Raw genomic sequence first — 24,557 nt, 5'->3', positions numbered from 1 at the left:
GAGTATCTTTACCTATTCCCCATCTCAAGTTAGAACTGTTCTGAAGGCATATCTGCCATACCGCCTTCTATATCCCGCTTGGAACCTAACAAATCTAGTTGGTCAACGTGGATAAATGGTGTAGAACGGTTGACACCCGTTTGGCGATCTGTCCAATTATTAAATCTCAAGGAACCTTTAACAGCAATTTGCTTGCCCTTGCGGACGTAATTACCCGCCACCTCTGCTGTTTTCCCCCATAGTTCTAAAGTGAACCAGTCAGGTTCATCGCTATTACGGGTTCTGCGATCAACTGCTAATGTTAATCTACACTTAACCGTACCGGACTCGAAATATTTAATATCTGGATCGCTACCTACACGACCAACAAGGGTGACAACGTTAATGCTCATGAGTCTAACCTTTAGTTACAAAATTACTGATATATTTTGAGTTTGATCATAGCCAATTTTGAAGTTATGATAAATATGTAAAAATCATCGCATTTATACTACTCAGATACTTAGAGGCATTTCAGATTTAAATACCTCATAGCTAAACAGTATGAGTGAAATTAGCTTGCTTGCTGGACTCCGGTTGAAAAAAATAATAGAATCGGTAATGATTAACTGTAACAGTTTTTAGCAAATCAGTATCGCAAAGAAGGGGCATAGAGACGCGTGGGGCTTTTTAAGAACTTTCGCTCATCGTGGGGTATGGGTATCGACCTTGGTACAGCCAATACCCTAGTTTATGTATCAGGTAAAGGGATTGTACTCCAAGAACCTTCAGTAATTGCCCTGAATCAAAACGAAAAGGTAGCACGTGCGGTAGGAGAGGAAGCTAAAAAAATGATCGGACGTACACCTGAGAATATGATTGCAGTCCGCCCTTTACGTGATGGTGTAATTGCTGATTTTGATATGGCCGAGCTGATGTTAAAAAACTTTATCCAGCGTGTAAATGAGGGTCATTCTCTGATTTCGCCTCGAATTATCATTGGTATACCTAGTGGTATTACAGGGGTAGAAAGACGGGCTGTAATGGATGCAGCAGCCGAAGCTGGGGCGAGAGAGGTGCATTTAATAGATGAGCCAATGGCTGCAGCAATAGGAGCAGGGCTACCTGTTGCCGAAGCAACAGGTAATATGATTATTGATATTGGTGGCGGGACAACAGAAGTTGCAGTGCTCAGTCTCCAGGGTACTGTCATTAGTGAATCAGTGCGTATCGCTGGTGACGAACTAACTGAATGTATTATCGTATACCTAAAAAAGATTCATAACTTGGTAATCGGAGAACGAACTGCTGAAGAGATCAAAATCCGCATTGGTTCCGCCTATTCCACTAATGATAATAATGATGCCATGATGGAAGTTCGGGGCTTACATTTGCTTTCTGGGTTACCCAGAACTGTCACAGTCAAAGGGGCAGAAATTCGTGAATGTATGTTGGAACCGCTAGCAGTAATTATAGAAGCTGTAAAGCGAACACTCGAACGCACGCCGCCAGAATTAGCCTCAGACATTATTGACAGAGGAATTATGTTAGCTGGTGGTGGTGCTTTGCTTAAAGGGATAGATACCTTAATTAGCAATGAGACAGGAATTGTCACCCACATTGCCCCTGATCCTCTGTGTTGTGTTGTGCTAGGAACAGGTCGTGTGTTAGAAAACTTTAAACAGCTAGAACGTGTTCTTACTGCCCATTCGAGCCATATGTAGTCAGAAATATCAGATATTTAGTTTCTATTTAGCTACGAATTTATAATATATAGATGGTTACTGTACGTCGTTGGTGGAATAGTAAACTACTACAACTGGGTTTAGTAAGTTTAGTAGTTAGTAGTGCTTGGATGTTGAGACAGACTCAGGGTTATTTGCTGTTAGAAATGTATCAAATCATTGGGAGTCCATTAGAAATTTTACGGTATCACCCCAGTTCAGAGGAACGCCTGAATCAAGTCCGCTTGTTGGAGTTGGAAACGCGTATAGCTGATTTAGAAAGTCAAAATGAACAACTAAAAAATTTATTAGGTTATATTGAGAGGTCGCCATTCAAATCACGCCCCATTCCAGCCCGGGTAGTGGGACGTAGTGCTGACCACTGGTGGCAACAGGTGATCCTAAATCGCGGCTCTAATGCAGGCATTAGAGAAGGCTTTATTGTCAAAACTTATGGCGGCTTGGTGGGTTTGGTAGAGACTGTAACTCCTAATACTAGTCGTGTATTGTTAATTAGCGACCTTAAGAGTCAAGTGGGGGTCAAAATTAACCGCACTTCATCTCAAGGGATTTTGCGAGGCGATTCTTCCGCCGAAGCGGTGCTGGAGTTTTATGAAAAAGTGCCAAATGTTCAGGTAGGTGATTTAGTATCTACATCTCCCTATAGTCAGAAATTTCCGCCTGGTGTGCCAGTAGGACGAGTTAAGTCTCTAGATTTGCAGCAATCTGTAGCATCAGTGGCAAAAGTTGAGCTTTTTCCGCCGATAGCTTCATTAGATTGGGTAGCGGTCTATCCGTTCGTACAGCTGAACGATTAGGTATTTAGTTTAAATCCCAGAATTATATGCTAGGTGCTAGACTTTGGCATCCCGTAGCTAACAAAGCCAGAATTGACAACCAAAACTTGAGTTAGATTGAGTTAAAAAGATGCCTTCATTTAGCGGTAGCAGGCATAACAAGCCAAGAGTGCTACAACGAAAGTTAAAAATTTTATATAAGCCTCTTGCTCACTGCCATCCCTTTACACTTCAACTGCTAAATTGGGTAGTAACGGTTGCGTCTGTGCTGTTTTGTCTGCTGATGTTACCAACGCGGTTTGTGGGTATGGAATTATTGGGTATTGGGCCGAATTGGCTATTAATTTGGGTGGTTTCCTGGAGTGTCAAGCGATCATTCTGGGAAGGAATGTTAGCTGGTATAGTGCTGGGACTACTTCAAGATGCTATGACCTCACCTCACCCTACCCATGTGATTACTCTGGGTTGTGTGGGGGGGTTGACTAGTTTGCTACAAAAGCCGCGTTTTATCCAAGAAGATTTTATTTCTATTGCTTTAATTGTCTTTGTGATGGCAGTTGTGGCGGAAACTATCTTTGGACTACAGTTAACTTGGATGAACAATGCCGACGGCGGGCAAAGCCTACGCAAAGTGGAATATATTTGGTCATATTATCAACGTGTATCTCTGGCTTCTGCCATTCTCAGTAGTCTGTGGGCACCTGTATTTTATTATCCATTAAACCTTTGGTGGCAGAAGATAAAGTTATTAGAGCAGGGGTAGAAATTCCAGTTTGGGCAATGCCCGATTTTTCACGAATTCGGTTGACTTCTCCGTTAATTTAAGCATGAGATTCACCCCTCATGCTCGGCTTCAAAACCGTGCGTGATGTTTTCAGATCACACGGATCCTCCCCAAGTTAACTCTTGTCATGGGGACTAAACTGAGTTGAAAGTTTGCCGATACCACCGTGTATCTGGTCGTGACAGTGTAGGTGTACAGCAGTTACATTATCCAGACGGTTATCCCTGTGATTTCCGTTTTTATGGTGGATTTCAATAAGGTCATCAGGATGAAAGTTCAGCCCACATTCGGCACATTTTCCCTTTTATTTCTTGATGGTAATAGTTAGGTTGATTCACAATTAAGAGCGTTCAGAAGCTGAGACAGCAATTGACCAAACTTAACGAATTTCAGTACGATGATGTCACTTCTCCACCCTGAAAATTTTGTACCAATGCCGTTTCAAACCATTGTTTTACTTGATTATATGAGGTGGGATAATTAGCCTTGAGTGCCAAAACATAAGCTTTTTTAAAGATAATCTTGTGGGCAATCTCCGTTTGAGTTCCCATGGACTCAATGCTGATAATTGACCCTGCTATCTCCATTAACTCTAAATAATGCCGGAATTGCCGTGATTTCATTGGATTTATATTCCACATTTATCCGTACAACTAAAGCATCTTATCAGTGAACTTTAATATCATAAATGCAATAACATTGTATATACACTGATGAAAGAAAAAGTATTGACAATTAGACTCTCAGCACGTAGAAAGCATAAATTAGCTTTATATGCAGTGCAACAAGATAAAACAATTACCGCTTTAATTGAAGAATGGATAGATCGTCTAAAACTTGACAGCGGGAAAGCGGGCTAAAGCCTGCATCGTCGTTTTCATCCCCTGGCTAAAGCCGAGGGGCTTTGAACCTACATCTTTGTAACAACAGCTAGCGTACAAAATATTGAAATTACCGCCCAAAATTATGGATAATTCGCGTGAAACCTACCCTATTGTGTCTCTAGCCCCTAATCCTCAGGACAATGGGCTGATATTGCGAACTGAGAAGTCAGGCCTGGCGCTTTCGCCGGTTCAATCGAATTCACCAGAAAAACCCAGAATAGGCAGTGACTTTGACCGGGCTATGATGCAACGGTGTTTGGTACTGGCTGTCCGTGCTTTGGGAAGGACTTCACCTAATCCTCTAGTGGGGGCGGTTGTTGTCAAAAATGGAAATATTGTTGGGGAAGGATTTCATCCCGGAGCAGGTCAGCCCCATGCAGAAGTTTTTGCATTGAAAGCGGCGGGTTTTGGCGCGGACTCAACTCAAGAGAATCACGCTCGTGGTGCCACAGTTTACGTTAATCTGGAACCTTGTAATCATTACGGACGTACTCCCCCTTGTTCGGAGGCCTTAATCGCGGCTGGTGTGGCTAAAGTAGTTGTAGGTATAGTTGACCCCAATCCTTTGGTTGCTGGAGGAGGTATTGCTCGTTTACGTGCTGCTGGTGTACAGGTAGTTGTCGGGGTAGAAGCCGAAGCCTGTTATCAGATAAATGAAGCTTTTATCCATCGCATTTTATATAAACGACCTTTAGGGATTTTGAAATATGCCATGACTTTAGATGGTAAAATTGCTACTAGCTCTGGTCACAGTGCTTGGGTGACAAACCAAGATGCCCGTAGTCAAGTTCATCAACTACGGGCGGGTTGTGATGCCATAATTGTCGGTGGCAATACAGTCCGAAAAGATAATCCTTACTTAACCAGTCATCAAGTAGGATCCCATAATCCCCTGCGGGTGGTGATGAGTCGTCAGATCAACTTACCTCAAGATGCCCACCTGTGGGACACTGCTGACGCTAAAACTTTGGTGTTGACAGAGCCGGGAAGCTCGCCTGATTTCCAACATTTCTTACGCCAAAAAGGGGTTGAGGTTGTAGAGTTAGCATCCCTGACCCCACACCTTGTCATGAACCATTTATACGACCGCGGTTTTTGTAGCGTTTTATGGGAGTGTGGCGGTAGTTTGGCAGCCAGTGCGATCGCTCAAGGTGCGATACAAAAGATTCTGGCTTTTATTGCTCCTAAAATCATTGGTGGTAGTCATGCCCCCACACCTGTAGGTGACTTGGGTTTGACGATGATGAACACAGCTCTGAATTTAGAAAGGGTTAGTTGGCGGGTAGTCGGGTCTGATTGCCTAGTTGAAGGTTATTTACCCCAAAAAAACTCATAGTTAACAGTTCACAGTCAATAGTTAGGACTATTGGCTGTGTAATTTGTGAGAATGTCAACTCTAACACTGTCGCTCATAAGCAATATCCCGTATCAGATTCAGCCGAGATTGGATGTAATCACTGAGGTAATCGGCTTCTTGGGGATCTAATAAAGCTTGCTTTGTAGTTTGTTTTACCAGCCATTGCACCAAGCTAGCATCGTCCATCTGCAATAAGATCCTGGTTTGAGAATTTTCTACCACAGACCAAAGCTGACGCAGAATTTTAGGAGTCATTAAGACCTCAAGTTTATCATTAGCTTAGCTTTCCTTAGATTACACAATTTAGTCCGCAGATTACGGCTCAATATACAAGCTGAGACAAGTATTATTAAAAACTTAATACAAGAATTTATAACTTTATGAAGATTAATTATTCCTTGATGGAAAGATTTAACAAAAAGTTACTCAAACAGTGTTTTTATTATGCCATTTATGATGAATAGCTGTTGTCTCCAGTTTCTGGCTATTAGTTTATTATTAACCACTATAGCTGTTCTCTTCTAGGTGATGTATCTGAAATAGTTAATTGACTACAGATTTCTACAGATAAACACAGATGTTTTTCTCCCTGATGAAAGTGGGAAGACATATATAGCTAATTTGTGCAATTCTACTTGATTTTTAGAGATTTGCGAAGTATTTGGGTTCATTTGTTGATTCTTAAAAACCAAAAACCCCGGTGGTCAACCGGGGTGTTAGAGTCTGGAATATTTAACCAGAACTACCACAACTATAGCAGTTCCTACTTTTTTTACCTGCTAAATTCGAGCATCTTGGGGAGATTTATAGAGGATTTCGCCCAGATACGATGATAAAACCGACAGAATCAAGTCGAATCTGGGGCTGATGAATTCCCTCTAAAATGGCCGCACTCAATGCCATTTCTATTTTTAATTCTTCGGCCAGTGCTGAATCTTGGTTTTGCCGATTTAGTCGCAGTTGTAATTGCTGTACTTTTTTGTTTAATTTCTGCTTGGCGACTGGAGCAGATTGTTGGTATAATTTTATGAATTTACGATGCTGTAGCAATAATTCTCGAGAACGATGACGCGCTTCATAACAAAAATCCTTCCACTGGCTAGGCTCGACAAAAGTATCAATCACTCCTAAGCGTTCTTTTGCCAAATTATAATCCCGAGATTGATCATTTTTCCTATCTTTGTAAGGTCGTTGTAGGATATTTAAGAGTGATTGATCTTCAACCATACTGATGGAATGATTGCGACCATCTATAAAGATAGTTTCTAACAATGGGGGAAATAAAGCATCAACACGCCGTTTCAAAGTTTCGTATTGGTAATTATCGAGTTTGTTGGTTGTTAAAACCTGCTTGACAGCTTCTAAATTTGCTTCGACTACATAATTACATCGGAAGCCAAACCATTCCTTACCTGCTGTAGCATTCCAAGATTCATCCGTGCGCCATAGAGCAAAGGCTTTACCTCTATCATCCCAGTTTATATAGCTGACGAGTGCTTCTACTAATCCTTCCCCCGTCCGAAATAGTTTAATACCTGAATTCTGGTTGGCTACCCGGCGATTGTAACTACCAAATTGTTCTGTATTATGATTAGCGAAGTAAGTTTTCAACTCGTCTAGAGACACCAAAGTGCGAGTTGTCGGTTGATAACGCTTAATCTCTGCGGAATTGGGATTATTAACTAACTTGAATCCTAATGCATCACACATCCAGCCTTCAATTGCTTGTTTAATCCCTAGATGATTAGCATCGTAATCATCTAGGTCTTGAAAATACTTGCAAGTATTTTCATCGAGAATATCAATTTCATCGAGAGCAGTCTGCTCGCTAATTTTCAAGGTTTCGGCGGTGATTTGTTGCTGAATCTGGTCAATCATGGCTAATAATCCCGCAGCACTTGATTTGAACAAAGCTGTTTCTAATTCTGGGAGTTTCTCATCTACGTAAAATTGTAGACTAGCTATTGATTGACCAAAAACACCAAACCCATTTTTCAGAAGTTGATACCAAGCATTGTGTTGACTTTCTTCCAAGTATGGCCCAATCAATGCAAAAGATTGAACTCCAATTTTGCTGCCAATGCGGTCAAATCTGCCAATTCTTTGCTCTAATTGATTAGGTGACCAAGGCAGGTCAAAGTGAATGAAGCAGTCGGCAAATTGCAGGTTAAGTCCTTCTTCCCCAGAGCGATCGCACACTAAAATAAAACAGTCGGGGTTATTCTGGAATCGAGTTAAATTTTGGGCAACTTTTTCTCGTGGTTCACCAAATTGATAGCTGGCGACTGTTTGTGCACCAAAGCTATGAGATAAACGTTGGACAATTTGTCGGCAGGATTGTACAAAACTGGTAAATACAACGATTTTTGGTAAAACATCCCCAGGCATGGGGCGGCGAATTCTGTGCTGTATCCTGGTGATTAATTCTGCCTTGTTTCTGCGAACACTGCTGGGGATTTTGAAGTGTGTAGCTAGCTGATTGAGTAGCACGGTGTTTAAATTTTCTGTGCGTTCTCCTTCATCTAGAGGTTGACGCAGAATTTTTAAACAGGATTGTAAAATTTCTTCTTCGCCTGGGAATTTAGGGGTTGTAGTTAAGATGCGAAGATCATTTTCTGGAAACTCTGGGATAAGTTGAGGTGGGGTTTTACCTGTTAGGCGTGTGGTAACTACCTGTTCTAAAATCCCTAACCAAGTACCAGAAGCTAGGAATAACAATAGAAAAATTCGTTGATATTGCTGCTCGTGAGGGGCGACGGTACGCCATTGTTCCATCAGTTGGTGAATATCAAGGGATCGCTCGTCTAAATCATATTCTTCTTTTGGTGTCACATCCCGATCAAATATGACATCTTCCACCGCAGCGCGACGATTACGAAGTATACGACGATGCAGCCGATAGGTTTCGCTAACGTGGGTACGAATAGCTCGGATAATTTCATCTTTCTGAGCAGATTGAGCTTTTAAGCAATTTTCTAAATTGTTTAAAAGGTTGATGACATACTCATCCTCAGCCAACAGATTTCGTAGTTCCTGGAGGTGAGTTGTGAGAACATCGACATTATTTGCACCTCCTGTCAAGCGGAGGAGAACTCTACCAATTTCCCGACAATTTTGTACCCTGGCGCGAAAACCTGGTAAATCATTGAGTTTATAGGTAATTGGGTCAAGCAGGTGCAGCATGGCGAGAAAATTCTGCTCGTGGTTAAGCACAGGAGTAGCAGATAATAACAGCAAGCGATCGCTTTTATGAGCCAGATTTTTACAAGACTCAAAACGCTGACGCATGGCTGCATCCCTAGAAGTAGCCATAGCTGCAATATGGTGGGCTTCATCGAGAATTAAGCAGCCGATATTGGCTTTCTGGTTGATTCTATGGATATCTTCAACCGCCAGCACCACCACCCGTTTGCCAAAATGAGAGATGTAAAATTTATGTTCTAACTCAGTCTGCCATTGTGGGAGCAAATATTGGGGAACCAGTACCACTGCACCTTTTTTTGGTTCATCCAGAAGAAATTGACGGAGAATAGCACCTGCTTCGATAGTTTTTCCGAGTCCCACCTCATCTGCGAGTAAATAGCGTTGAATTGGGTCTTCCAGTACCCGGCGAACAACTTCGACTTGGTGGGGATAAAGTTCAATGTTGGCTGAAATCAGCCCTCTCATTCCATGGCTAACAGCCCGTTGCTGAATCAAAGATTTAACAAAAGTTAATCTTCTGTCATGAAAGTAGGGTGTTTCATGCCCTTTCATTGCCAGAGTTTCAATAGGGTCTGTAATGGGGATATTACAACGGACATAAATTTCTTGTTCCGTGGCAATTGTAGTTTTCTTGTCGGGTAAATCAATTTGATACATTTCTGTATCTTCATCCCAGTTACAAATGCGGCCAATTAACCATGTATCCTGGGTTGGTAAGCTAATGTAGCATCGAGTTTGAGGCTGAAGCCTAACTTGAGATAGAGAATCTAAAGGTAAAGTTTTTTGGAGGCGTTGACCTCCTGAGCAGAAATACTCAACCATCACATTAGGTTGAGATATCTCAGTCACTTTTCCTACTCCCAAATAGTTTTGTTGGGACTGCACCAATGAACCAACCTCAATCATATTTCCCGTTATCTGAAGATCCTAAGAAGCAATAGCAGCTCTCCACAGTAGCTTGATCAGCCAAATCTGGCAACTGAGAAAATTTTCTCTGGGATTTGTAGCTAGAAAGCCTTGTGCAACTGATTGATACTGATGGTCTGAGGCTATGATGAAGTCAGGAGAAAATCAGAGCAGGATGGTAAAGATAGTTGTCTTAATTAACACTCTTATGTCACTGTTACTACTCTACATAGCTTGGCGAGTGTGGAAACTAAAGCAGTGGATAGAGAGCATAGCTGATCAACTGAACGCCTATGAACAAAATACTCATGCATTACTGTATCAAGCACCTGAAAATATTGATATCACCCAGCAAAAAATTTATAGCCTGCGCCAGAGAAACCAAAAGCTACAGTTACAAATTCAACAGGTAAGTCAAATTATCAGTCTGTTATTGTTATTAAAGGGATTCTGGGGTCGTTCTTTTGGCGGCATAGGGTTAAGATTAAGCAACAAAAGCAAGATTTTCCACTGATATCCTGTCAGGTTCAATAAATTAGATAAAATCCTTTGAACTTACCACGGTAAAAATCACACCTAAGAAGGAGAGAAATAATCAGATGTCTGATAACCGTTCTGGACTATTTATTGGCGGTTTCATGCTCGGAGCTACTATTGGGGCTTTAACTGGGTTGCTAGTAGCCCCGCGCACAGGGCGTGAAACCCGGAAAATTTTGCAAAAATCTGCTAATGCTATCCCAGACTTAGCAGAAGATTTATCAACAAGTGTACAAATCCAAGCAGATCGTCTTTCTGCCAGCGCCATGAGAAATTGGGATGATACCCTGGAGAAACTACAAGAGGCGATCGCGGCCGGTGTAGATGCGAGTCAACGCGAAAGCCAAATCCTGAAGCAGCAACAAGCTGAAAAAGACTAACATTCTGTTTTCCCGCAATTGTAAAGCTTATATATGGCATCACCGTGATTGATCCCTTATTTTGGTTGGGACTGTCTTTATTATTAGTCGCCACCAGTTTGACTGCTGTTTTAGTAGCGGCCATACCGGCGTTGCAGGAGTTAGCACGTGCTGCGCGTAGTGCAGAAAAGTTATTTGATACTCTCTCACGGGAGTTACCACCTACCTTAATTGCCATCCGCAAAACTGGAATGGAACTCACAGATTTAACCGGCGATATCGGCGAAGGTGTACAAAGCGCGGGTAAAGTTGTGAAGCAAGTTGACCAAAGCCTCGACATTGCTAGAAAACAGGTGAAAAATATGCAAATTGGCACTCGTAGCCTGGTTGTAGGTGTGAAAACTGCTTGGAAAAGTTTTACACGCCCAAAACCAACCAGACGAGTTGAACGACTAGCAATTACTGAACAAGCACCGCAAACCTTGAGACAACGTGAAGCCCTCAAGCATAGAGACTAGGGAGTAGGGGGGAAAAGGAACTTCTCAATCCCAGTCCCCAGTCTCTAATTTCCATTTTCAAAACTGAGCTTTGCTTAAATACCTTAGATTAGAGTAAAGTAAACAAGTGTAAAGAAGTATTAGTTTTCCCATACTCTTTTAAAACAACTTGTTCACTTCTACTGTCTATATTTGTATAAGAACGTCCATGCAGTCTTGTTTTTGGCGAAGAACTCTGGTATGTATTGCTGCATTTTTACTAGCTGGGTCTATGTGGGTGATGCACTCGCCTCCGGCGCTAGCTTATGATAATCCTGACTTATTACCCAACTACCAAACTCCAGTTATAGATTTAGCTAAATCTCTCACAGATATCCAAGAAGCAGAACTGGTGACAGATTTAGAAAAATTTGAAGGTGAAACAGGGTGGAAATTGCGAGTATTAACCCAGTATGACCGCACCCCTGGTCGCGCAGTAATTAATTATTGGAATTTGGATGATAAAAGTATTTTGCTAGTTGCTGATTCTCGTGGCGGTAACATTCTCAGCTTTAGCGTGGGGGATGAGGTTTATGAACTTCTACCGCGGACTTTTTGGATAGAATTGCAAACGCGCTTTGGAAACTTGTATTTTGTGAGAGAAGAAGGCGAAGACCAAGCCATTTTACAAGCCTTAAATTCAGTTAAGGGCTGTTTAGTCAAGGGTGGTTGCTCGGTGGTTCCTGGACTCCCTAGAGAACAATGGATACTGACACTGATTACCTCTGTAGTGGGGGGGATAGTTTGTGGATTTGCAGCTCACCCCCAAAAAAAAGGACAGATTATTGCTTGGCAATGGGCTTTAATTTTTTCACCTTTGTGGGGAATTTTGTTTATTGCCTTTGGTATTGGACCAGTAGTGACTCGGACGAGCGATTGGTTACCTTTAGTTCGTAATATTTCTGGTTTTCTCATTGGGGCTTTAGTGGCTTACCTGTCTCCTGGTTTCACTCGCTCTTCTAATGCTGAGTCGTAAATTTATGGGTGCTGAGTAAAAATCAAAATACTCAGCACTTAAGGTTCTACTCTTGGGCGACGGCGCCGTGGTGTTTCTGGTTGTTTCTTGCGCAAACGGCGACTGACTTCATTAAAGAAATCCCTGCGGACATAAGGATAGTCATTCACCCACAAGTCATGACTGGGAATGTATACATCGCTGAACTCTTGAATAATGCTCAAATCAGAACTGTTGGACATGACAATCATTTCGGCGATTTGACCACGAGCAATAACTTTGTGTGCATTCCGCAGTGGCGCTTGTAACTCTACGGCAAATCCTGTATTATCACCGATTTCTAGGTTAATTCTTTTTTCTCGATTTTCAACAATTACTAATTCACCTTTATTGTTTACGGTTTCTTGTTTACCCATCAATTGGTCTGTAATCCACCAATCGATGATTCGACCCCGAAAAAAGCCGCTGTACTTATAACGGCGGCATTTTGCATTGCGGATACTGGCCTGAAATACTGGATACCACAGCCAAAAAAAAGCACCCATTACCCCAACTAAAAATGTAATGGGGCCAAATTCTAGCCTTAACAGGACTTCCCCTAGGAGAATTAGAGCCATGGCTATGACAGAAATTAACAGTCGCTGCAAAAAATTGGCAAATTTACCCGCGTAGTACTGGTACTGAGAGCCAGTAGCAATTAGGGGGATGAGTTGTTCAAATTTTTTCCGAGTCAGTGGGACTAACATAATTGCTGAGTTTGAAGGTTAGAGGATTTTTTCTAATCCATACACTAACGACTTTAGCTCGGAGACTTTGCGAATTGCTAACAGCACTCCTGGCATATAACAGGAGCGATCGCTTGTATCATGTCTTAATGTATAAATTTGACCAGGTGCGCCAAAAATCACTTCTTGATGGGCTATGAGTCCCGGCAGACGTACACTATGAATTCTAATTCCTTCTTGGGCTAAACTACCTCTAGCCCCCGGTAATTTTTCCGTCTCTTCTACAATAGCACTGTTAAAAGGTTTACCGATTTCTCCTAGTAACTGTGCTGTTTGAATTGCGGTACCACTGGGAGCATCAGCTTTTTGGTTATGGTGGAGTTCAATAATTTCTACATGGTCGAAATATTGGGAAGCTGTGACTGCGGCTTGTTGTAACAATACCATGCCAATGGAAAAGTTAGGAATAATCAGACAACCAGTACTAGCCTTTTCGGCAAAGTCGGCTAAGTCGTTGATTTGTTCTGGACTTAAGCCCGTAGTACCAACCACTGGACGAATACCATAGGCGATCGCACTGCGAATATTGTCATACACTCCATCAGGATGGGTAAAGTCTACCATCACCCCTGGAGGAGATTGTCTATCACCAGCTACATAACCTAGCATGGCTTCTAATTGGTTGGTAATGGGGACTTCCAAAGGTTCGCTTAAACCTAGCAATTCACCAGCATCTTGGTCTTGATGTTCTGGACTGGTGTCAATTGCAGCCACTAAGTTTAAGTCTGGCGCTTGTGCCACTGCCTTAATGACTTCGCGGCCCATTTTGCCCGCCGCACCGTTTACAATAACTGGAATAGGAGCTTGATTAGTCATGTTGAGAGAAATACTTTAATAAGGCAATTGTAGAGAATTTTTACGGTAAACTTCCATAGTTCCGGTTATAAGGTCAATTAAAATACCAATTTGACTACCAGACACATTAGTCCTCCTAAAACACCTAAGTCTTTGGCAAACAGCAAGGGGAAGCAATTTATACTCTCTATCATCCAGTGACGAATCATGTAGAGTTTAGAACTGTGTAAACGTTGCGTAGCATGGCTTAGGCCTGCGTAGCAACATCAGTTTAGAATCCCCTGTGTTTCAAGCAGGGGAGATGTCAATTACTCAAGTCACTTATATTGGTATTTCGGTGGCATTCCCAATAATTTCTGCCAGGGTGTTTAATAATTCTTCCTCTTGATAAGGTTTACGAAAATAAGCCTCAGCGCCTAATTGCATGGCTAATTCTCGATATTGACTCGTGCCGTGAGATGAAATCATCACAACTGGAATGTTTCTCATCTCAATATCTGTTTTGATGTAACCTAAAAAAGCATAACCATCAAGACGAGGCATTTCAATATCACAAATCACCGCCGCAACTTTTAAGCCACTTTGCAGTTTTTCCAATGCATCTTGACCATCTTGAGCTTGTTCCACTTGATAACCTCCTTTTTGCAAAGTCATGGTTAAGAAGCGACAAACATTAATTGAATCATCGACAATTAAAATTGTGCCTTTATGATCATCAATTCTCCCTGGTAGTTTATGGTGATTAAAGACAGGTAAGGCTGTTTTTAAACCGACTGATGATAATTGATTGTTTTTAGGAGTACCCTGGTGAGTGGCAACCCATGCCAGCAAATCGTTGGTATTAACTAATACTAATACTCGTCCATCACCTAAAATTGCACAGTTACTCAAGCCTTTTGGTAAAGGTATATTACCCTCAACTTGGCGAATAGCTACTTCCTGCTCACCCCAGCAACGCTCTACTTGGATAGCTACTGGCTGATGACTACCTTTGAGGATTAAGACGCTGTTAGCGTTAATCACTGGGGGTGTTTCCAGTTCAGGGTTATTGTAGCGTGGACAATTAAATTGAAAATAGCGACTCAAGTTAATCAATGGTAGGGTGTTTCCTTGCCAACTGAGAAAGGCGCTCCCTGCTATTGAGAATACTTGCTCTTTTTGCAGTAGAAATATTTCGGCAACGATTTCTGTGGGAAATGCCAATAAGATTTTATTGCTTTCTACCACGAGAACTCTGGCTACGGATAGTGCCAATGGTACTGTCAGAGTAAAGGTAGTACCTACTCCTAGGTTGGTATCAACTCTAATTTCTCCTCGCAGTGATTTAAGGTTATTACGTACTATATCCATGCCAACACCACGACCAGATAAGGCGGTGACTTGGTGGGAAGTGGTAAAGCCTGGTTCAAAAATTAGCGATAATATTTCCTCGTCGCTGGCATTAGCTAGCAAAGTAGCATCTAATCCCATTGCTACGGCGCGAGAGCGAAGGTTTTCTAAAGAAATACCCCGTCCATCATCACGCATGGTAACAATTATGCGATTACTGCGATGGCTAGCTGTAATTTCAATTAATCCTTGTTCTGGTTTACCTAAAGCCCGACGAGTTGCCGGATCTTCGATACCATGATCAAAGGCATTTCTTAATAAGTGCATAATTGGCTCATTTAAGGCCTCTAAAATGCTACGTTCAATTAATGTATCTCTACCTTCAATTTTTAGTTTGACATTTTTACCATACTCGACATTAAGAGCATGCAATGCTCTGGGAAAACGCTCCACTAAATCGGAGAAGGGACGCATCCGAATATGATTAATTTTTCTCCCTAATTGTTTGGATGTTTGGTTAAGTTTGCGAGAAATTTGATCTGTATCATCAACGCTTAATTGAATATCAGTTGTGACTTCTTGTAGCTCCACAATACTTTCTATAATTTCATGCGATCGCCGGTTAATCTCGTCTTGGCGATCCATTTCTAATGTAGGGAATTTTTTTATATATCCTAGCTGATATTCTCCGAGCGATCGCACTGGGTTTGTGTTCACAGATGGATGGGCGATTTTCTCATATGTTGTCCGCAGTTCATAGTTTTCTCGCTCTAGAGTTTGGACTCGCTGATGCAAACTTCCCACGAGTTTACGGAGTTTTTGGAGTTGGAAATTTAACCCATTACGCTGGACAGTCAGTTCCGCAAATAAATCATGAATTTGATCCAGTTGTTGAATAGGAACTCGCACAGTATTTTCTCTCGGTTCCCAGTCTTTGACTACACTATTTAGGTCCTCTGTATGGTTGATATATTTATCAGCTATGCTGGTAATTTCCGCGGAGGATATTTTATTTTCTGCTGTTGTCTGTACTTCTTCAGGTATATAAATATTTACCTCCTTCAGATATATCTCAGTGGGTAAAATCTCCGCTTGATTTGTGAATACCAAAGCTTGCGATCGCCGCCATGCTTGCAAAGCTAACTGGGCAACTTCGGGAATGCGCTCTCTGGTGACAGTGCTGATATGATGCGCTATCGATTCACAAAGACTCGTAAAGGCTGGCATTTGTAGCATTTCTCCCAAACCCCCCAATTCAGCCGCCATGATAGCCACTTCCTCTTGTAAGCAAGGCTGAGAGATGTCTGCCAATACAGACTCCAGACGCTGCAAACATCCTTCCACTTCAGTTTGAAACAGCATCGGGATAATATCCTGCCCATCTTCGGGTGATAACATGGTCGCAGCATCTTCAGGAGAGGGTTCGCCCAGGTGATCTCGCAGTTCCTTAAATACTGGATAACAAAAACTATCTAACCACTGCTGTTCTATCTCATTTCCTTGTGATAAGGATTCTATGATTTGCCTGAGCCAGTCAACTGCTGAGAGTAGTAAATTTTGGGCGTGAGGGTCAACATCACGGGAATTTTTACGGGTTTTTAAAACTTTAAAAGCATCCTCTAGACGGTGGGCTAAATCACTAAGAGTCCGATATCCCATCATTCCAGCCCCCCCTTTGATTGAATGGGCGGCTCGAAGTGCAGCGTTAATTCTCTCCAAGTTGATGCGCTTACTGGTGTCGATTTCCAGCAACACTGTTTCTAGGGTATTAAGATAATCTCTTGCTTCTTCGAGAAACTGCATCTGGATTTCCAGTTCTTTATCCTTTGACATCTTTTTTTATGCTCTGTTCCAATCTTGAAGACAAATATAGCCACTCTTATCTATAGGGAGCATCCCGAATATGCACAAGGCAGTTTTGATGTTCATCTCCCAAATCCTTCCATCTCGGCGGGAAACAGAGAGTTTTCAATTCTGTACTTTTGTAAGCAAAAAGATTGAAAAAAAATATCTCGCTTTCATATGTGACAAATTTACTATCAAAACAAAAAATAGTTTTATTTCCCATGACTGTGATCATGACCCATACCTTTTCGCTAACATTTGCTCACAAGTACACTCACGAACTGAGATTGCTTTCCAGTTGGCCTTAATAGTTGAATCTTGCAGCAGTTTAACCGTGGTACTTTGACACTCCCCACGGCTAGAAGCCTGGGGATTCTCATGAATTTACCCGCGCCAACGCGCCGCTCCGCTAACACCAAGCATCTTCACCGTATGCCCTAGGACTGCAAGCCCCCTAATAAGAACTACTTGAGCGGCTGCAACATCCCTATGAGTGGTATAACCACAAGTTGAACAGGCATGATTCTTTTGCCAGTTAGTGGTATTGTAAAACTATAGGTAACAGGGTTCCTTTCAAAAATTTATGGAATTACCCGAGACAAAATTCACAGCACCTTGAAAGTTGCCACTGCCTCTTGCAATTGCTGGGAAATCTCCACAGTTTTTTGCAAAGATTGGGAAACCACACCAGAAGAATCACGGGTACGTTGGGAAATAGAAGCGACTTGTTGCATTAACAGGCTGACCTCTTGGGAAGTTTGTAACTGAGATGTAGTAGCATTACAAATTGACTGTACCAAAGCATCTATTTGCCCCGATACATCCAAAATCTCACCCAGGTTTTCCTTGGCTTCCGCCACCATTTTTGTACTTTCCACTACTTGGGAAGTTCCTATTTCCATTGACTGCACCACTGCGGAGGTTTCCCGCTGGATATTCTCGATAATTTGCTCAATTTCTTGGGTGGCGCTGGCGCTACGGATGGCTAATTCTCCTATTTCTTCGGCTACTACAGCAAAACCTTGTCCTTCCTCACCCGCTCGGGCTGCTTCAATACCTGCATTGATGGCGAGTAAATTAGTTTGGGTGGCAATTTGGTTAATTAAGGACACCACGCGGGAAATTTGTTGCGAAGAATCCCCTAACCGTTGAACTTTCTTAGTAGTATCGCCAACTGTTTCCTTTAAACTCAGGATATTTTGTACTGTTAAATCCATTGCTTCTCCACTCTTGATGGCATTTTTAGCAGCATTGTGGGCGACAACAGCAGCTTGTTGAGCGTTTTCCGCTACGCTTTTCATCGAAACAGTCATTTGGTCAACAGCATCCAGGGCGCAGCTGATTTCGGCGGATTGGGTGAGTGCTGCTGCTGCAAGTTGGCGAATTGCTGCGTCGTTAGTACGAATGGACACATTAACTTGGGTGGCAGCTTCTTTTACCTGAGTAACAATGTCCCGGAGGTTTTCAATAATAGAGTTGAAAAAGTCGGCAATAGTCCCAATTGCTCCCGTTGTCACCTCGGCACGTACTGTCAGGTCACCGCCAGCGGCACTTTCTACTTGATTGATTAGTTCTAAAAGTTGCATTTGCAGTGTTTCGTTAGCACCTGTTTCTTCAGTCTTGCTGGTTTTTTGAATGGTCTTTTCTTTAGTTAAAACCTCCAATTGCAGGGCTAGTTGATGAATATTTGCATGGATGAGTCGTAAATCATCTTGACTGGCTCTGTCTCTAGGAGCTTCGATTTCCAGTTTACCAAGTTTTGATAATTCCCCAGATGCATTTAAAATTTGCCTTGTGGTATAGCTGGCTAACCAAACTATCATTACCACTGCTATTAATACTATGACTACTGTTAGTACTATGGGGCTGCCTATGATTTCTTGCAATTGTCTTGAAATACCATGCTCCGGCTGTTCGTCTTGGGATTGGCGAATCAAGTCACCTTGACCATTGACTATGGCAATTCTGTGATTATTTGCTATGGTATTTGTGAATAATGTCAGCATTTGAATATCTTCATATCTACCCTTTAAGCTGTTGACTTTGTGTGTTGACCTTGTGGTTGCCTGATCAATTTCATGCACCGATTGAAGAGCAAAATAAGCGATCACACCTACCCCTATTGTTTGTATACTGGTGATAGCGATGGCTAAAATCGTCTTTTTCATCAACAAAGTGCCTCGTTGTAAATGTCCCTGTAGAACTTGATTAACTGTTGCATGATGCCACTTTGAGTCTTTTACATGACCACCGGTAATTTCTGTGGGTGAAATCGAAGATCCTGGATTTTGAGTATTACTAATTTGACTCATAGCGGTTTTGTTAAAGATAGTTTTATTCGCTATAATGGGGGTGATAAATAAATATCCAATGTTTTTCTGTATTTACACATGATCACTGCAAAGAATTGGGGAATCCACAATACTCGATGCATCCAACACCAGCCACATTTCTGGCTGGTGAACAATGCCTCGCACATAAGGCTGTAAACTAGCCGCTACTTGTCCAGAGGGAGACTGAATTTCATCAGAGATCAAGTTACTTATACCTGTTATCTCTCGTACAACTAAACCTAAAACTACAGATTTTACATTAATTAGGATGACATTGTATTGCCGAAGCCTGATATTTATAGATTCTAAATTGAGCATTATTGGCAAGTCGATTACCCAAATTATGTGACTGCGCCAATTCATCAAGCCTAATACACAAGGGGGCATATTAGGCATTGCAGTGACAGATTCTACGGGTAATATAACTGCTTCTTGAGTGTGATTCATGCTCACAAGAGCAGTGGTTTGTTGATTTAATTTAAACTTAAGATACAAATCACCCTTGTTGCTCTCTTTATCTTTGGCAGAAAAAATACCGTTAAAATTATTCATTATTTGATTACATCGTCACTGATTTAATAGCACGCAGTAACTGTTCGCGTGTATATGGCTTAGTCACATAGGCATCAGCCCCTTGTTTCATTGCCCATAATCGGTCAATTTCTAGATTTTTGGAACTGCAAATAACTATTGGGAGTTTTCGAGTGGATGGATTTTTTTTCAAGGAACGGCATAACTCAAATCCACTCATTCCAGGCATGACTACATCAGTAACAATTGCGTCTAGCTGTTCTGAAGCAGCTTTGTCTAACGCTTCTTTGGCACTAGTCGCATGAATGAGATTGTAACCACTATCTTTGAGATAATGGCTCATTATTTCTAATTCGCTGGGTGAATCGTCTACAAGCAGTATTTTGCCCACTAGAATAATAGTCATACTAAAATTTTCTCAAGATGAAACTGATATTATCAGTATAATCATATCTACGTGTATATACTATTCCAGATGCTTAAACAACATTTTGAGTAAATCTTGCTGTGTAAAAGGCTTAGTTAAATACCCAGATGATCTGACCATTTTTGCCTTGGCTTTGTCAATAAATCCTTTTCTACTCGTCACCATAACAATGGGGATGTTCTTCAAATCTGAATGCCTCCTTAATAGGGAACACAATTCAAACCCTTGTAAATTCGGCATCTCTACATCTAGTAAAATTATGTCTGGTTTAGATCGTATAATTTTCATTAACGCCTTTAATGGATCATTGATTGCCACCACTGAAAATGTATCACCTTCCAGAAAAAGTTTTATAGAATCCAATATTGTTTGACTATCATCAATACAAACAACTGTATATACCTTTTCTCTCCCCTTCAGAGAATTGTCATGATTCTTGTTGTCAGCAGTTTCAGTATTGTTTACCCGAGAGAATTGTGGGCTATTGAGAAATTCCGACGGCGTTTTTTTAAGAGGTAAAGCTGGGAAACCTTGACTAGCCTTAACTGATGAGTCGATATTAAGCTGATTTCCTAACTGCTTGTGACAGTATTCAACTAGTAACCGCAAATCTAAATGGCAAAATTTTGGTAATTTTTCCCAGCCCTCCTCAATGGAAAATTGATAATTTCCTGCTTTTAAGGACAGAAATGTTGCTAGGGCTTCTTGGGATAATTGAGATATCAGAGTTTCTGCTTGGCTGGGGGTGATAGTTTCCTGACGTACCAACCAGCAAATTGCTTGATAATCTGCATATGGCATAGACTGACTTTCATTTTTGGGTTCAAACATCAGCCGGATTTGTACACGAGTGGCACTGTCTAGAGTGGGAACTCTCTGACTTAAGCGGTATAGGTGATGATCCAGACGCTCAAATAGTCTGTCTGAATAAGATGCGTAAGTGAGTTTACCCTCCTCTATATTAATTAACCAAGAAGCCATTTGAGTATATACGCGTAAGTTACCAGTAGTATGGCGGCCTGTGAGTTGTGCTAACAGAGATAAGGGATGTAGTTTTTGGGGTACCCGGTGGCTAGTTACAGAAGTCATTTTCATGTTACTTTTATTTCCTCACCTTTGTCTGAATCGAACTATATGTATAATGCCCTTGGGAGTAATATGTAAGATGAATGCCATGGGATGCAATGTCCACTGGCTCATCAGTTGTCATATTGGCACATTTTTCTCAAGCTGCGCTGGTATCCATATTGTTAATTTTGGTTTTCAAGAGCTAAATATAATAGCAGCATAATAACATGATCAAAGCTGCTATGATATTTCAGTATAAACAATGTAAAATGATATTTTTAACTGGCATAATTACTGTCAAACAGGGCACATTTTCATCACACACGGCTCTAGGCGGGAAACTATCCCCTGTTTCCACCCCATGAAAAATAGGCGCTACTGAGTGAAATTATCAGTTACTCAGGTTAGCTGCTGCCCAAGCCACCTAGGAGAAACAAAGAATAGATGGTGTTTCCCTTAGGAGCAAGGAGGAATTAGAACTATGTTGGCAATGCCAGAAATTAACTTAATGACCTTACCCTCAGACATTGATGGCTGGGGTTTAATTACTGCATTGAAAATGCGGATGAAAGGACTTGAACCTTCACTCCTCTCGGAACTAGAACCTAAATCTAGCGCGTCTGCCAATTCCGCCACATCCGCATCAGATTCTCATCGTAGCACAAAAAATCTCTTATGGACAGAGGAAATAAAAAAAATATTTTCCTCATGCCCAATTTTCCTACATGACCGCCACACGAGGCAAGCGATGCTTAAAGCCGCAAAGAATTTCCCAAGAAATAGTGTTTAATTTTTCCGCCCAATCGTTAGCTGAAATGGTTTCTTCTCCTTGTTCGCCGAGTAGGGTTACTATTTCCCCGGCTTGTAAATCTGGGATCGTGCTGACATCAAGCATCAACTGATCCATTGTAATCACCCCGATTTGCGGCACGCGCTGGCCGCGAATTAAAACCTGGATTTTTTGCGAAAGATTACGGGGGACTCCATCAGCGTAACCAATACCAACCACGGCCAACCGGAGTTCGTGGGGAGCGATAAAGTGTTGACCATAACTCACCCCAGTACCGGCGCTAATTGTTTTGACCTGAGTAACTCGCGCCTTCAGTTGCAGAACAGGCTGGAGGTTAATCGTATTTTTTAAATGAGGAGCTGGATAAAGTCCGTAGATGGCTAAACCGGCGCGGACAATGTCGTAATGTAGGGCAGGATTGGTTAGCGTGGCGGCTGAGTTAGCTAAATGCAAGCAATGTGGATTGATTCCCATGTTTTTGATTTGGGCGATCGCCTGCTCAAATCGTCTATGCTGCTCTTCCATGAAGGTGGTGTCAGCATGATCTGCCGTTGCCAAGTGGGAATAAATGCTGGCAATCTCAAGATGAGGTAAATTCTGTACTAACTGCACAAACTCAACGGCTTCTTTCCAGTCAGTTCCCAACCGAGACATTCCCGTATCTAACTTAATGTGTACCGGTAAAGGAGAAGTATCATTAATGGTTTCTAAAATATTGGAAAAAATCAGAGCGTGTTTGGGACTGCACAGAGTTGGCTGTAGTTTCCAGTGGGCGATGGCCCGAATTTGCTCTGGTGTGTGGGCTGCGCCCAAAATCAAAATCGGCGCTTTTATGCCACCTTCCCTGAGTTGAATACCTTCTGGAACTGTAGCGACTCCCAACCAACTGGCTCCTGATTGCAGTGCTGTTTGAGCCACTGTCACCGCTCCATGTCCATAAGCATCAGCCTTGACTACCGCCATCAACTGGGTACCTGGCAATATCAACTTTACTAACTGCCCCACATTGTGGGATAACGCCCCTAAATCAATTTCCACCCAAGCCCTTTGCGAGAACCAAGCATATGTATCACGCTCCTGACTATCCGCAAAACTAGGGGTTTCTCTGCGACTTAACATTGCACTTAACTCCTATCACAGCACTGCACACTGGCCAAGTTATCTGATTATCCTGGTTTCCCACCCTTAAGGCTATATCAATATGAATCAGTAAGCTTCACCCTTGTTCCGGGAGTTATTATCAGGTTATCAACAGCAATTTATTTAATTTATTTAAAAATAATTCTTCCTCATCATATTTATGATAACCCATATTGCATCTCAAGTCAACCCGCCAATATCTCTTTGATTGCCGTGGGTATTTCATGAATTGACTCTACCTCATTTACAGCCAGCAGTTATGAACGTATAAATTATTCTCATCTCCCAATAAGAGTATATTTGTGTTAATATACATGAAACTAATACCTCGAGCGTTAACCAATGGGGAAGGTTTTAGTCCTAAATGCCTCTTACGAACCGCTCAATATCACGAGCTGGCGTCGCGCTGTGATTCTGTTAATTAAAGGCAAGGCAGAACGCGTTGAGCATAACGGTAAATTTCTGTATACAGATTTTCCGTTGCCCACCGTAATTAGGCTGCGTCATTATGTGCGCGTGCCCTACAAGGAAATTCCTCTCACTCGTCGAAATATTTTGCACCGTGACAGCCACTCTTGTCAATACTGCGGCTATGTCGGCGATGATTTGACACTAGATCATGTCATACCGCGATCGCGCGGCGGAGGTGATACCTGGGAAAATATTGTTACTGCTTGTGTCCGTTGCAACGTCAAAAAAGGTAATCGTACACCCTACGAGGCCCATATGCCTTTGCGTCATCCCCCACGCCAGCCCTATAGTAGCCTTTATTTTGAGGTCACTAAACACCTCAACAGCGGACTGCATAATGAGTGGCAAAAATATGTGATTGGTCTTTGACGATCCAGCAATAATTCGTAACACCTAAAGGAATTATCACCTGTTGCGTGTGTAAAATTCTCCTGCGGCATCAGAGGGAGGTCTTCTGTCCCCATACGAGAGGATGTTTGGCGACATCTAATAGAACATGATGGCAAATATAATGTTCTATTGAGCGACCGGTTTCTAATCGGGGGAGATAGGCGCATTCCCAAATTTATTGGGTATGAAAATGCTAAAGTATTTTCATAGCGGTAAAGCGCACATATAAAAACCCTAGGAGCCGGTTTACTAATATGCCCGTTAATAATGAATCATATTTGTCATAGCTTGCGTGGTATACTCATACCCGGGCGTACTAAGTCAAGTGGAGAGATCCAACAGCCAGAACCCTGGTAGCAAAAATCATAAATCTTGTACAAATATGGGAGTCTCAGCAGGAGTTTCGTTAAATCTCCCCTAGGACTCCTTAGCACAGTCGTTGTCAGCTTGTGGAGCTATCCACACCCGGAGGCTTGGTGCTAGTATTTAGTCTGCTATATAAAACCTAGACAAAGCTAGACTTTACTTTCTACTTCAACGGGAGCATGGGAGCGGTTATCCCTTAGTAGACTTGCACGCCTTAGCCAGACGCGATATTTCTCTTAAGATTTACAAGAAAGACTACCGCTAT

At 41.9% G+C, this 24,557-nt stretch carries 21 protein-coding genes, 1 tRNA gene and 1 pseudogene; 10 read left to right on the top strand and 13 right to left on the bottom strand.

The window, feature by feature from the left end:
• Positions 1-29: 29 nt before the first annotated feature.
• Complete coding sequence (locus tag NWP21_RS14895; protein WP_280793279.1) at positions 30-392, bottom strand: single-stranded DNA-binding protein; 363 nt, start codon at positions 390-392, stop codon at positions 30-32.
• A gap of 303 nt (positions 393-695) precedes the next feature.
• Here NWP21_RS14895 and NWP21_RS14890 point away from each other — a divergent pair, with 303 nt between their 5' ends.
• The 3 genes from NWP21_RS14890 to mreD all read left to right on the top strand — a co-directional run bounded on the left by NWP21_RS14890 (position 696) and on the right by mreD (position 3,263).
• The gene (locus NWP21_RS14890) at positions 696-1,703 is read left to right on the top strand and encodes a rod shape-determining protein (protein WP_280793278.1); all 1,008 of its coding nucleotides are present in this window, start codon (positions 696-698) and stop codon (positions 1,701-1,703) included.
• A gap of 53 nt (positions 1,704-1,756) precedes the next feature.
• Positions 1,757-2,521 (top strand): rod shape-determining protein MreC, encoded by a 765-nt coding sequence (mreC, locus tag NWP21_RS14885; protein WP_280793277.1) that lies wholly within the window; start codon positions 1,757-1,759, stop codon positions 2,519-2,521.
• A gap of 109 nt (positions 2,522-2,630) precedes the next feature.
• Positions 2,631-3,263: a rod shape-determining protein MreD gene (gene mreD / locus NWP21_RS14880; protein ID WP_280793276.1), complete on the top strand. Its 633-nt coding sequence runs from the start codon at positions 2,631-2,633 to the stop codon at positions 3,261-3,263.
• A gap of 410 nt (positions 3,264-3,673) precedes the next feature.
• Here mreD and NWP21_RS14875 read toward each other — a convergent pair whose 3' ends face one another.
• Positions 3,674-3,907, bottom strand: a complete 234-nt coding sequence (locus NWP21_RS14875; RefSeq protein ID WP_280793275.1) for a hypothetical protein — start codon at positions 3,905-3,907, stop codon at positions 3,674-3,676.
• A 90-nt stretch (positions 3,908-3,997) separates the two neighbouring features.
• Between NWP21_RS14875 and NWP21_RS14870 the strand changes: the two genes are divergently transcribed.
• Both NWP21_RS14870 and ribD read left to right on the top strand, forming a co-directional pair.
• Positions 3,998-4,144 carry a hypothetical protein gene (locus tag NWP21_RS14870; protein ID WP_271733503.1) on the top strand — a complete coding sequence of 49 codons (147 nt, stop codon included), beginning with the start codon at positions 3,998-4,000 and terminating at the stop codon, positions 4,142-4,144.
• A 106-nt stretch (positions 4,145-4,250) separates the two neighbouring features.
• Complete coding sequence (ribD, locus tag NWP21_RS14865) at positions 4,251-5,504, top strand: bifunctional diaminohydroxyphosphoribosylaminopyrimidine deaminase/5-amino-6-(5-phosphoribosylamino)uracil reductase RibD (RefSeq protein ID WP_280793274.1); 1,254 nt, start codon at positions 4,251-4,253, stop codon at positions 5,502-5,504.
• Positions 5,505-5,564: 60 nt separating this feature from the next.
• On the opposite strand, the gene NWP21_RS14860 is transcribed toward ribD, so the two are convergent.
• Together NWP21_RS14860 and dpdE are read right to left on the bottom strand one after the other, a co-directional pair.
• Positions 5,565-5,780 carry a hypothetical protein gene (locus NWP21_RS14860; protein WP_271733501.1) on the bottom strand — a complete coding sequence of 72 codons (216 nt, stop codon included), beginning with the start codon at positions 5,778-5,780 and terminating at the stop codon, positions 5,565-5,567.
• 549 nt (positions 5,781-6,329) lie between these two features.
• Positions 6,330-9,635: a protein DpdE gene (gene dpdE, locus NWP21_RS14855; protein ID WP_280793273.1), complete on the bottom strand. Its 3,306-nt coding sequence runs from the start codon at positions 9,633-9,635 to the stop codon at positions 6,330-6,332.
• A gap of 175 nt (positions 9,636-9,810) precedes the next feature.
• Between dpdE and NWP21_RS14850 the strand changes: the two genes are divergently transcribed.
• The 4 genes from NWP21_RS14850 (at position 9,811) to NWP21_RS14835 (ending at position 12,043) form a co-directional block, all read left to right on the top strand.
• On the top strand, positions 9,811-10,149 hold the full coding sequence (locus tag NWP21_RS14850) for a hypothetical protein (protein ID WP_280793272.1): 339 nt from the start codon (positions 9,811-9,813) through the stop codon (positions 10,147-10,149).
• An 85-nt stretch (positions 10,150-10,234) separates the two neighbouring features.
• Positions 10,235-10,552 (top strand): YtxH domain-containing protein, encoded by a 318-nt coding sequence (locus tag NWP21_RS14845; protein ID WP_280793271.1) that lies wholly within the window; start codon positions 10,235-10,237, stop codon positions 10,550-10,552.
• A 44-nt stretch (positions 10,553-10,596) separates the two neighbouring features.
• Positions 10,597-11,049: a hypothetical protein gene (locus tag NWP21_RS14840; protein ID WP_280793270.1), complete on the top strand. Its 453-nt coding sequence runs from the start codon at positions 10,597-10,599 to the stop codon at positions 11,047-11,049.
• Between the two features lie 187 nt (positions 11,050-11,236).
• The gene (locus NWP21_RS14835; RefSeq protein WP_280793269.1) at positions 11,237-12,043 is read left to right on the top strand and encodes a TPM domain-containing protein; all 807 of its coding nucleotides are present in this window, start codon (positions 11,237-11,239) and stop codon (positions 12,041-12,043) included.
• Positions 12,044-12,081: 38 nt separating this feature from the next.
• Here the strand turns inward: NWP21_RS14835 and NWP21_RS14830 are convergent, their stop codons facing one another.
• The 9 genes and pseudogenes from NWP21_RS14830 to alr all read right to left on the bottom strand — a co-directional run bounded on the left by NWP21_RS14830 (position 12,082) and on the right by alr (position 23,044).
• Positions 12,082-12,768: a phosphate ABC transporter permease gene (locus tag NWP21_RS14830; protein ID WP_280793268.1), complete on the bottom strand. Its 687-nt coding sequence runs from the start codon at positions 12,766-12,768 to the stop codon at positions 12,082-12,084.
• An 18-nt stretch (positions 12,769-12,786) separates the two neighbouring features.
• On the bottom strand, positions 12,787-13,623 hold the full coding sequence (gene dapB, locus NWP21_RS14825) for a 4-hydroxy-tetrahydrodipicolinate reductase (RefSeq protein WP_280793267.1): 837 nt from the start codon (positions 13,621-13,623) through the stop codon (positions 12,787-12,789).
• A 300-nt stretch (positions 13,624-13,923) separates the two neighbouring features.
• The gene (locus NWP21_RS14820) at positions 13,924-16,764 is read right to left on the bottom strand and encodes a hybrid sensor histidine kinase/response regulator (protein ID WP_280793266.1); all 2,841 of its coding nucleotides are present in this window, start codon (positions 16,762-16,764) and stop codon (positions 13,924-13,926) included.
• Positions 16,765-17,381: 617 nt separating this feature from the next.
• A pseudogene (locus NWP21_RS14815) lies at positions 17,382-18,374 on the bottom strand (methyl-accepting chemotaxis protein); the annotation flags it as partial.
• Between the two features lie 786 nt (positions 18,375-19,160).
• On the bottom strand, positions 19,161-19,661 hold the full coding sequence (locus NWP21_RS14810; protein ID WP_280793265.1) for a chemotaxis protein CheW: 501 nt from the start codon (positions 19,659-19,661) through the stop codon (positions 19,161-19,163).
• Positions 19,662-19,668: 7 nt separating this feature from the next.
• Positions 19,669-20,046, bottom strand: coding sequence for a response regulator (locus NWP21_RS14805; protein ID WP_280793264.1), 378 nt, complete (start codon positions 20,044-20,046; stop codon positions 19,669-19,671).
• Between the two features lie 60 nt (positions 20,047-20,106).
• A complete protein-coding gene (locus NWP21_RS14800; RefSeq protein WP_280793263.1) occupies positions 20,107-21,162 on the bottom strand; it encodes a response regulator in 1,056 nt (351 codons plus the stop codon).
• Positions 21,163-21,695: 533 nt separating this feature from the next.
• Positions 21,696-21,777, bottom strand: a tRNA-Leu gene (locus NWP21_RS14795).
• 79 nt (positions 21,778-21,856) lie between these two features.
• The gene (gene alr, locus NWP21_RS14790) at positions 21,857-23,044 is read right to left on the bottom strand and encodes an alanine racemase (protein WP_280793262.1); all 1,188 of its coding nucleotides are present in this window, start codon (positions 23,042-23,044) and stop codon (positions 21,857-21,859) included.
• 363 nt (positions 23,045-23,407) lie between these two features.
• Between alr and NWP21_RS14785 the strand changes: the two genes are divergently transcribed.
• A complete protein-coding gene (locus NWP21_RS14785) occupies positions 23,408-23,905 on the top strand; it encodes an HNH endonuclease (protein WP_271732407.1) in 498 nt (165 codons plus the stop codon).
• The last annotated feature ends 652 nt before the right edge of the window (positions 23,906-24,557 follow it).

Origin of the sequence: Anabaenopsis sp. FSS-46, assembly GCF_029891665.1 — a bacterium.
Taxonomy (GTDB): Bacteria; Cyanobacteriota; Cyanobacteriia; order Cyanobacteriales; family Nostocaceae; genus Anabaenopsis; species Anabaenopsis arnoldii.
The sequence above is the reverse complement of the archived record's forward strand: the minus strand, read 5'-3'. Positions and strand labels throughout refer to the sequence as shown.

Bases quoted from the DNA above. Each gene is read 5' to 3' on its own strand.
- NWP21_RS14895 (WP_280793279.1), bottom strand. From the start codon at position 392: ATGAGCATTAACGTTGTCACCCTTGTTGGTCGTGTAGGTAGCGATCCA.
- NWP21_RS14890 (WP_280793278.1), top strand. From the start codon at position 696: ATGGGTATCGACCTTGGTACAGCCAATACCCTAGTTTATGTATCAGGT.
- mreC (WP_280793277.1), top strand. From the start codon at position 1,757: ATGGTTACTGTACGTCGTTGGTGGAATAGTAAACTACTACAACTGGGT.
- mreD (WP_280793276.1), top strand. From the start codon at position 2,631: ATGCCTTCATTTAGCGGTAGCAGGCATAACAAGCCAAGAGTGCTACAA.
- NWP21_RS14875 (WP_280793275.1), bottom strand. From the start codon at position 3,907: ATGAAATCACGGCAATTCCGGCATTATTTAGAGTTAATGGAGATAGCA.
- NWP21_RS14870 (WP_271733503.1), top strand. From the start codon at position 3,998: ATGAAAGAAAAAGTATTGACAATTAGACTCTCAGCACGTAGAAAGCAT.
- ribD (WP_280793274.1), top strand. From the start codon at position 4,251: ATGGATAATTCGCGTGAAACCTACCCTATTGTGTCTCTAGCCCCTAAT.
- NWP21_RS14860 (WP_271733501.1), bottom strand. From the start codon at position 5,780: ATGACTCCTAAAATTCTGCGTCAGCTTTGGTCTGTGGTAGAAAATTCT.
- dpdE (WP_280793273.1), bottom strand. From the start codon at position 9,635: ATGATTGAGGTTGGTTCATTGGTGCAGTCCCAACAAAACTATTTGGGA.
- NWP21_RS14850 (WP_280793272.1), top strand. From the start codon at position 9,811: ATGGTAAAGATAGTTGTCTTAATTAACACTCTTATGTCACTGTTACTA.
- NWP21_RS14845 (WP_280793271.1), top strand. From the start codon at position 10,235: ATGTCTGATAACCGTTCTGGACTATTTATTGGCGGTTTCATGCTCGGA.
- NWP21_RS14835 (WP_280793269.1), top strand. From the start codon at position 11,237: ATGCAGTCTTGTTTTTGGCGAAGAACTCTGGTATGTATTGCTGCATTT.
- NWP21_RS14830 (WP_280793268.1), bottom strand. From the start codon at position 12,768: ATGTTAGTCCCACTGACTCGGAAAAAATTTGAACAACTCATCCCCCTA.
- dapB (WP_280793267.1), bottom strand. From the start codon at position 13,623: ATGACTAATCAAGCTCCTATTCCAGTTATTGTAAACGGTGCGGCGGGC.
- NWP21_RS14820 (WP_280793266.1), bottom strand. From the start codon at position 16,764: ATGTCAAAGGATAAAGAACTGGAAATCCAGATGCAGTTTCTCGAAGAA.
- NWP21_RS14810 (WP_280793265.1), bottom strand. From the start codon at position 19,661: ATGAATAATTTTAACGGTATTTTTTCTGCCAAAGATAAAGAGAGCAAC.
- NWP21_RS14805 (WP_280793264.1), bottom strand. From the start codon at position 20,046: ATGACTATTATTCTAGTGGGCAAAATACTGCTTGTAGACGATTCACCC.
- NWP21_RS14800 (WP_280793263.1), bottom strand. From the start codon at position 21,162: ATGAAAATGACTTCTGTAACTAGCCACCGGGTACCCCAAAAACTACAT.
- alr (WP_280793262.1), bottom strand. From the start codon at position 23,044: ATGTTAAGTCGCAGAGAAACCCCTAGTTTTGCGGATAGTCAGGAGCGT.
- NWP21_RS14785 (WP_271732407.1), top strand. From the start codon at position 23,408: ATGGGGAAGGTTTTAGTCCTAAATGCCTCTTACGAACCGCTCAATATC.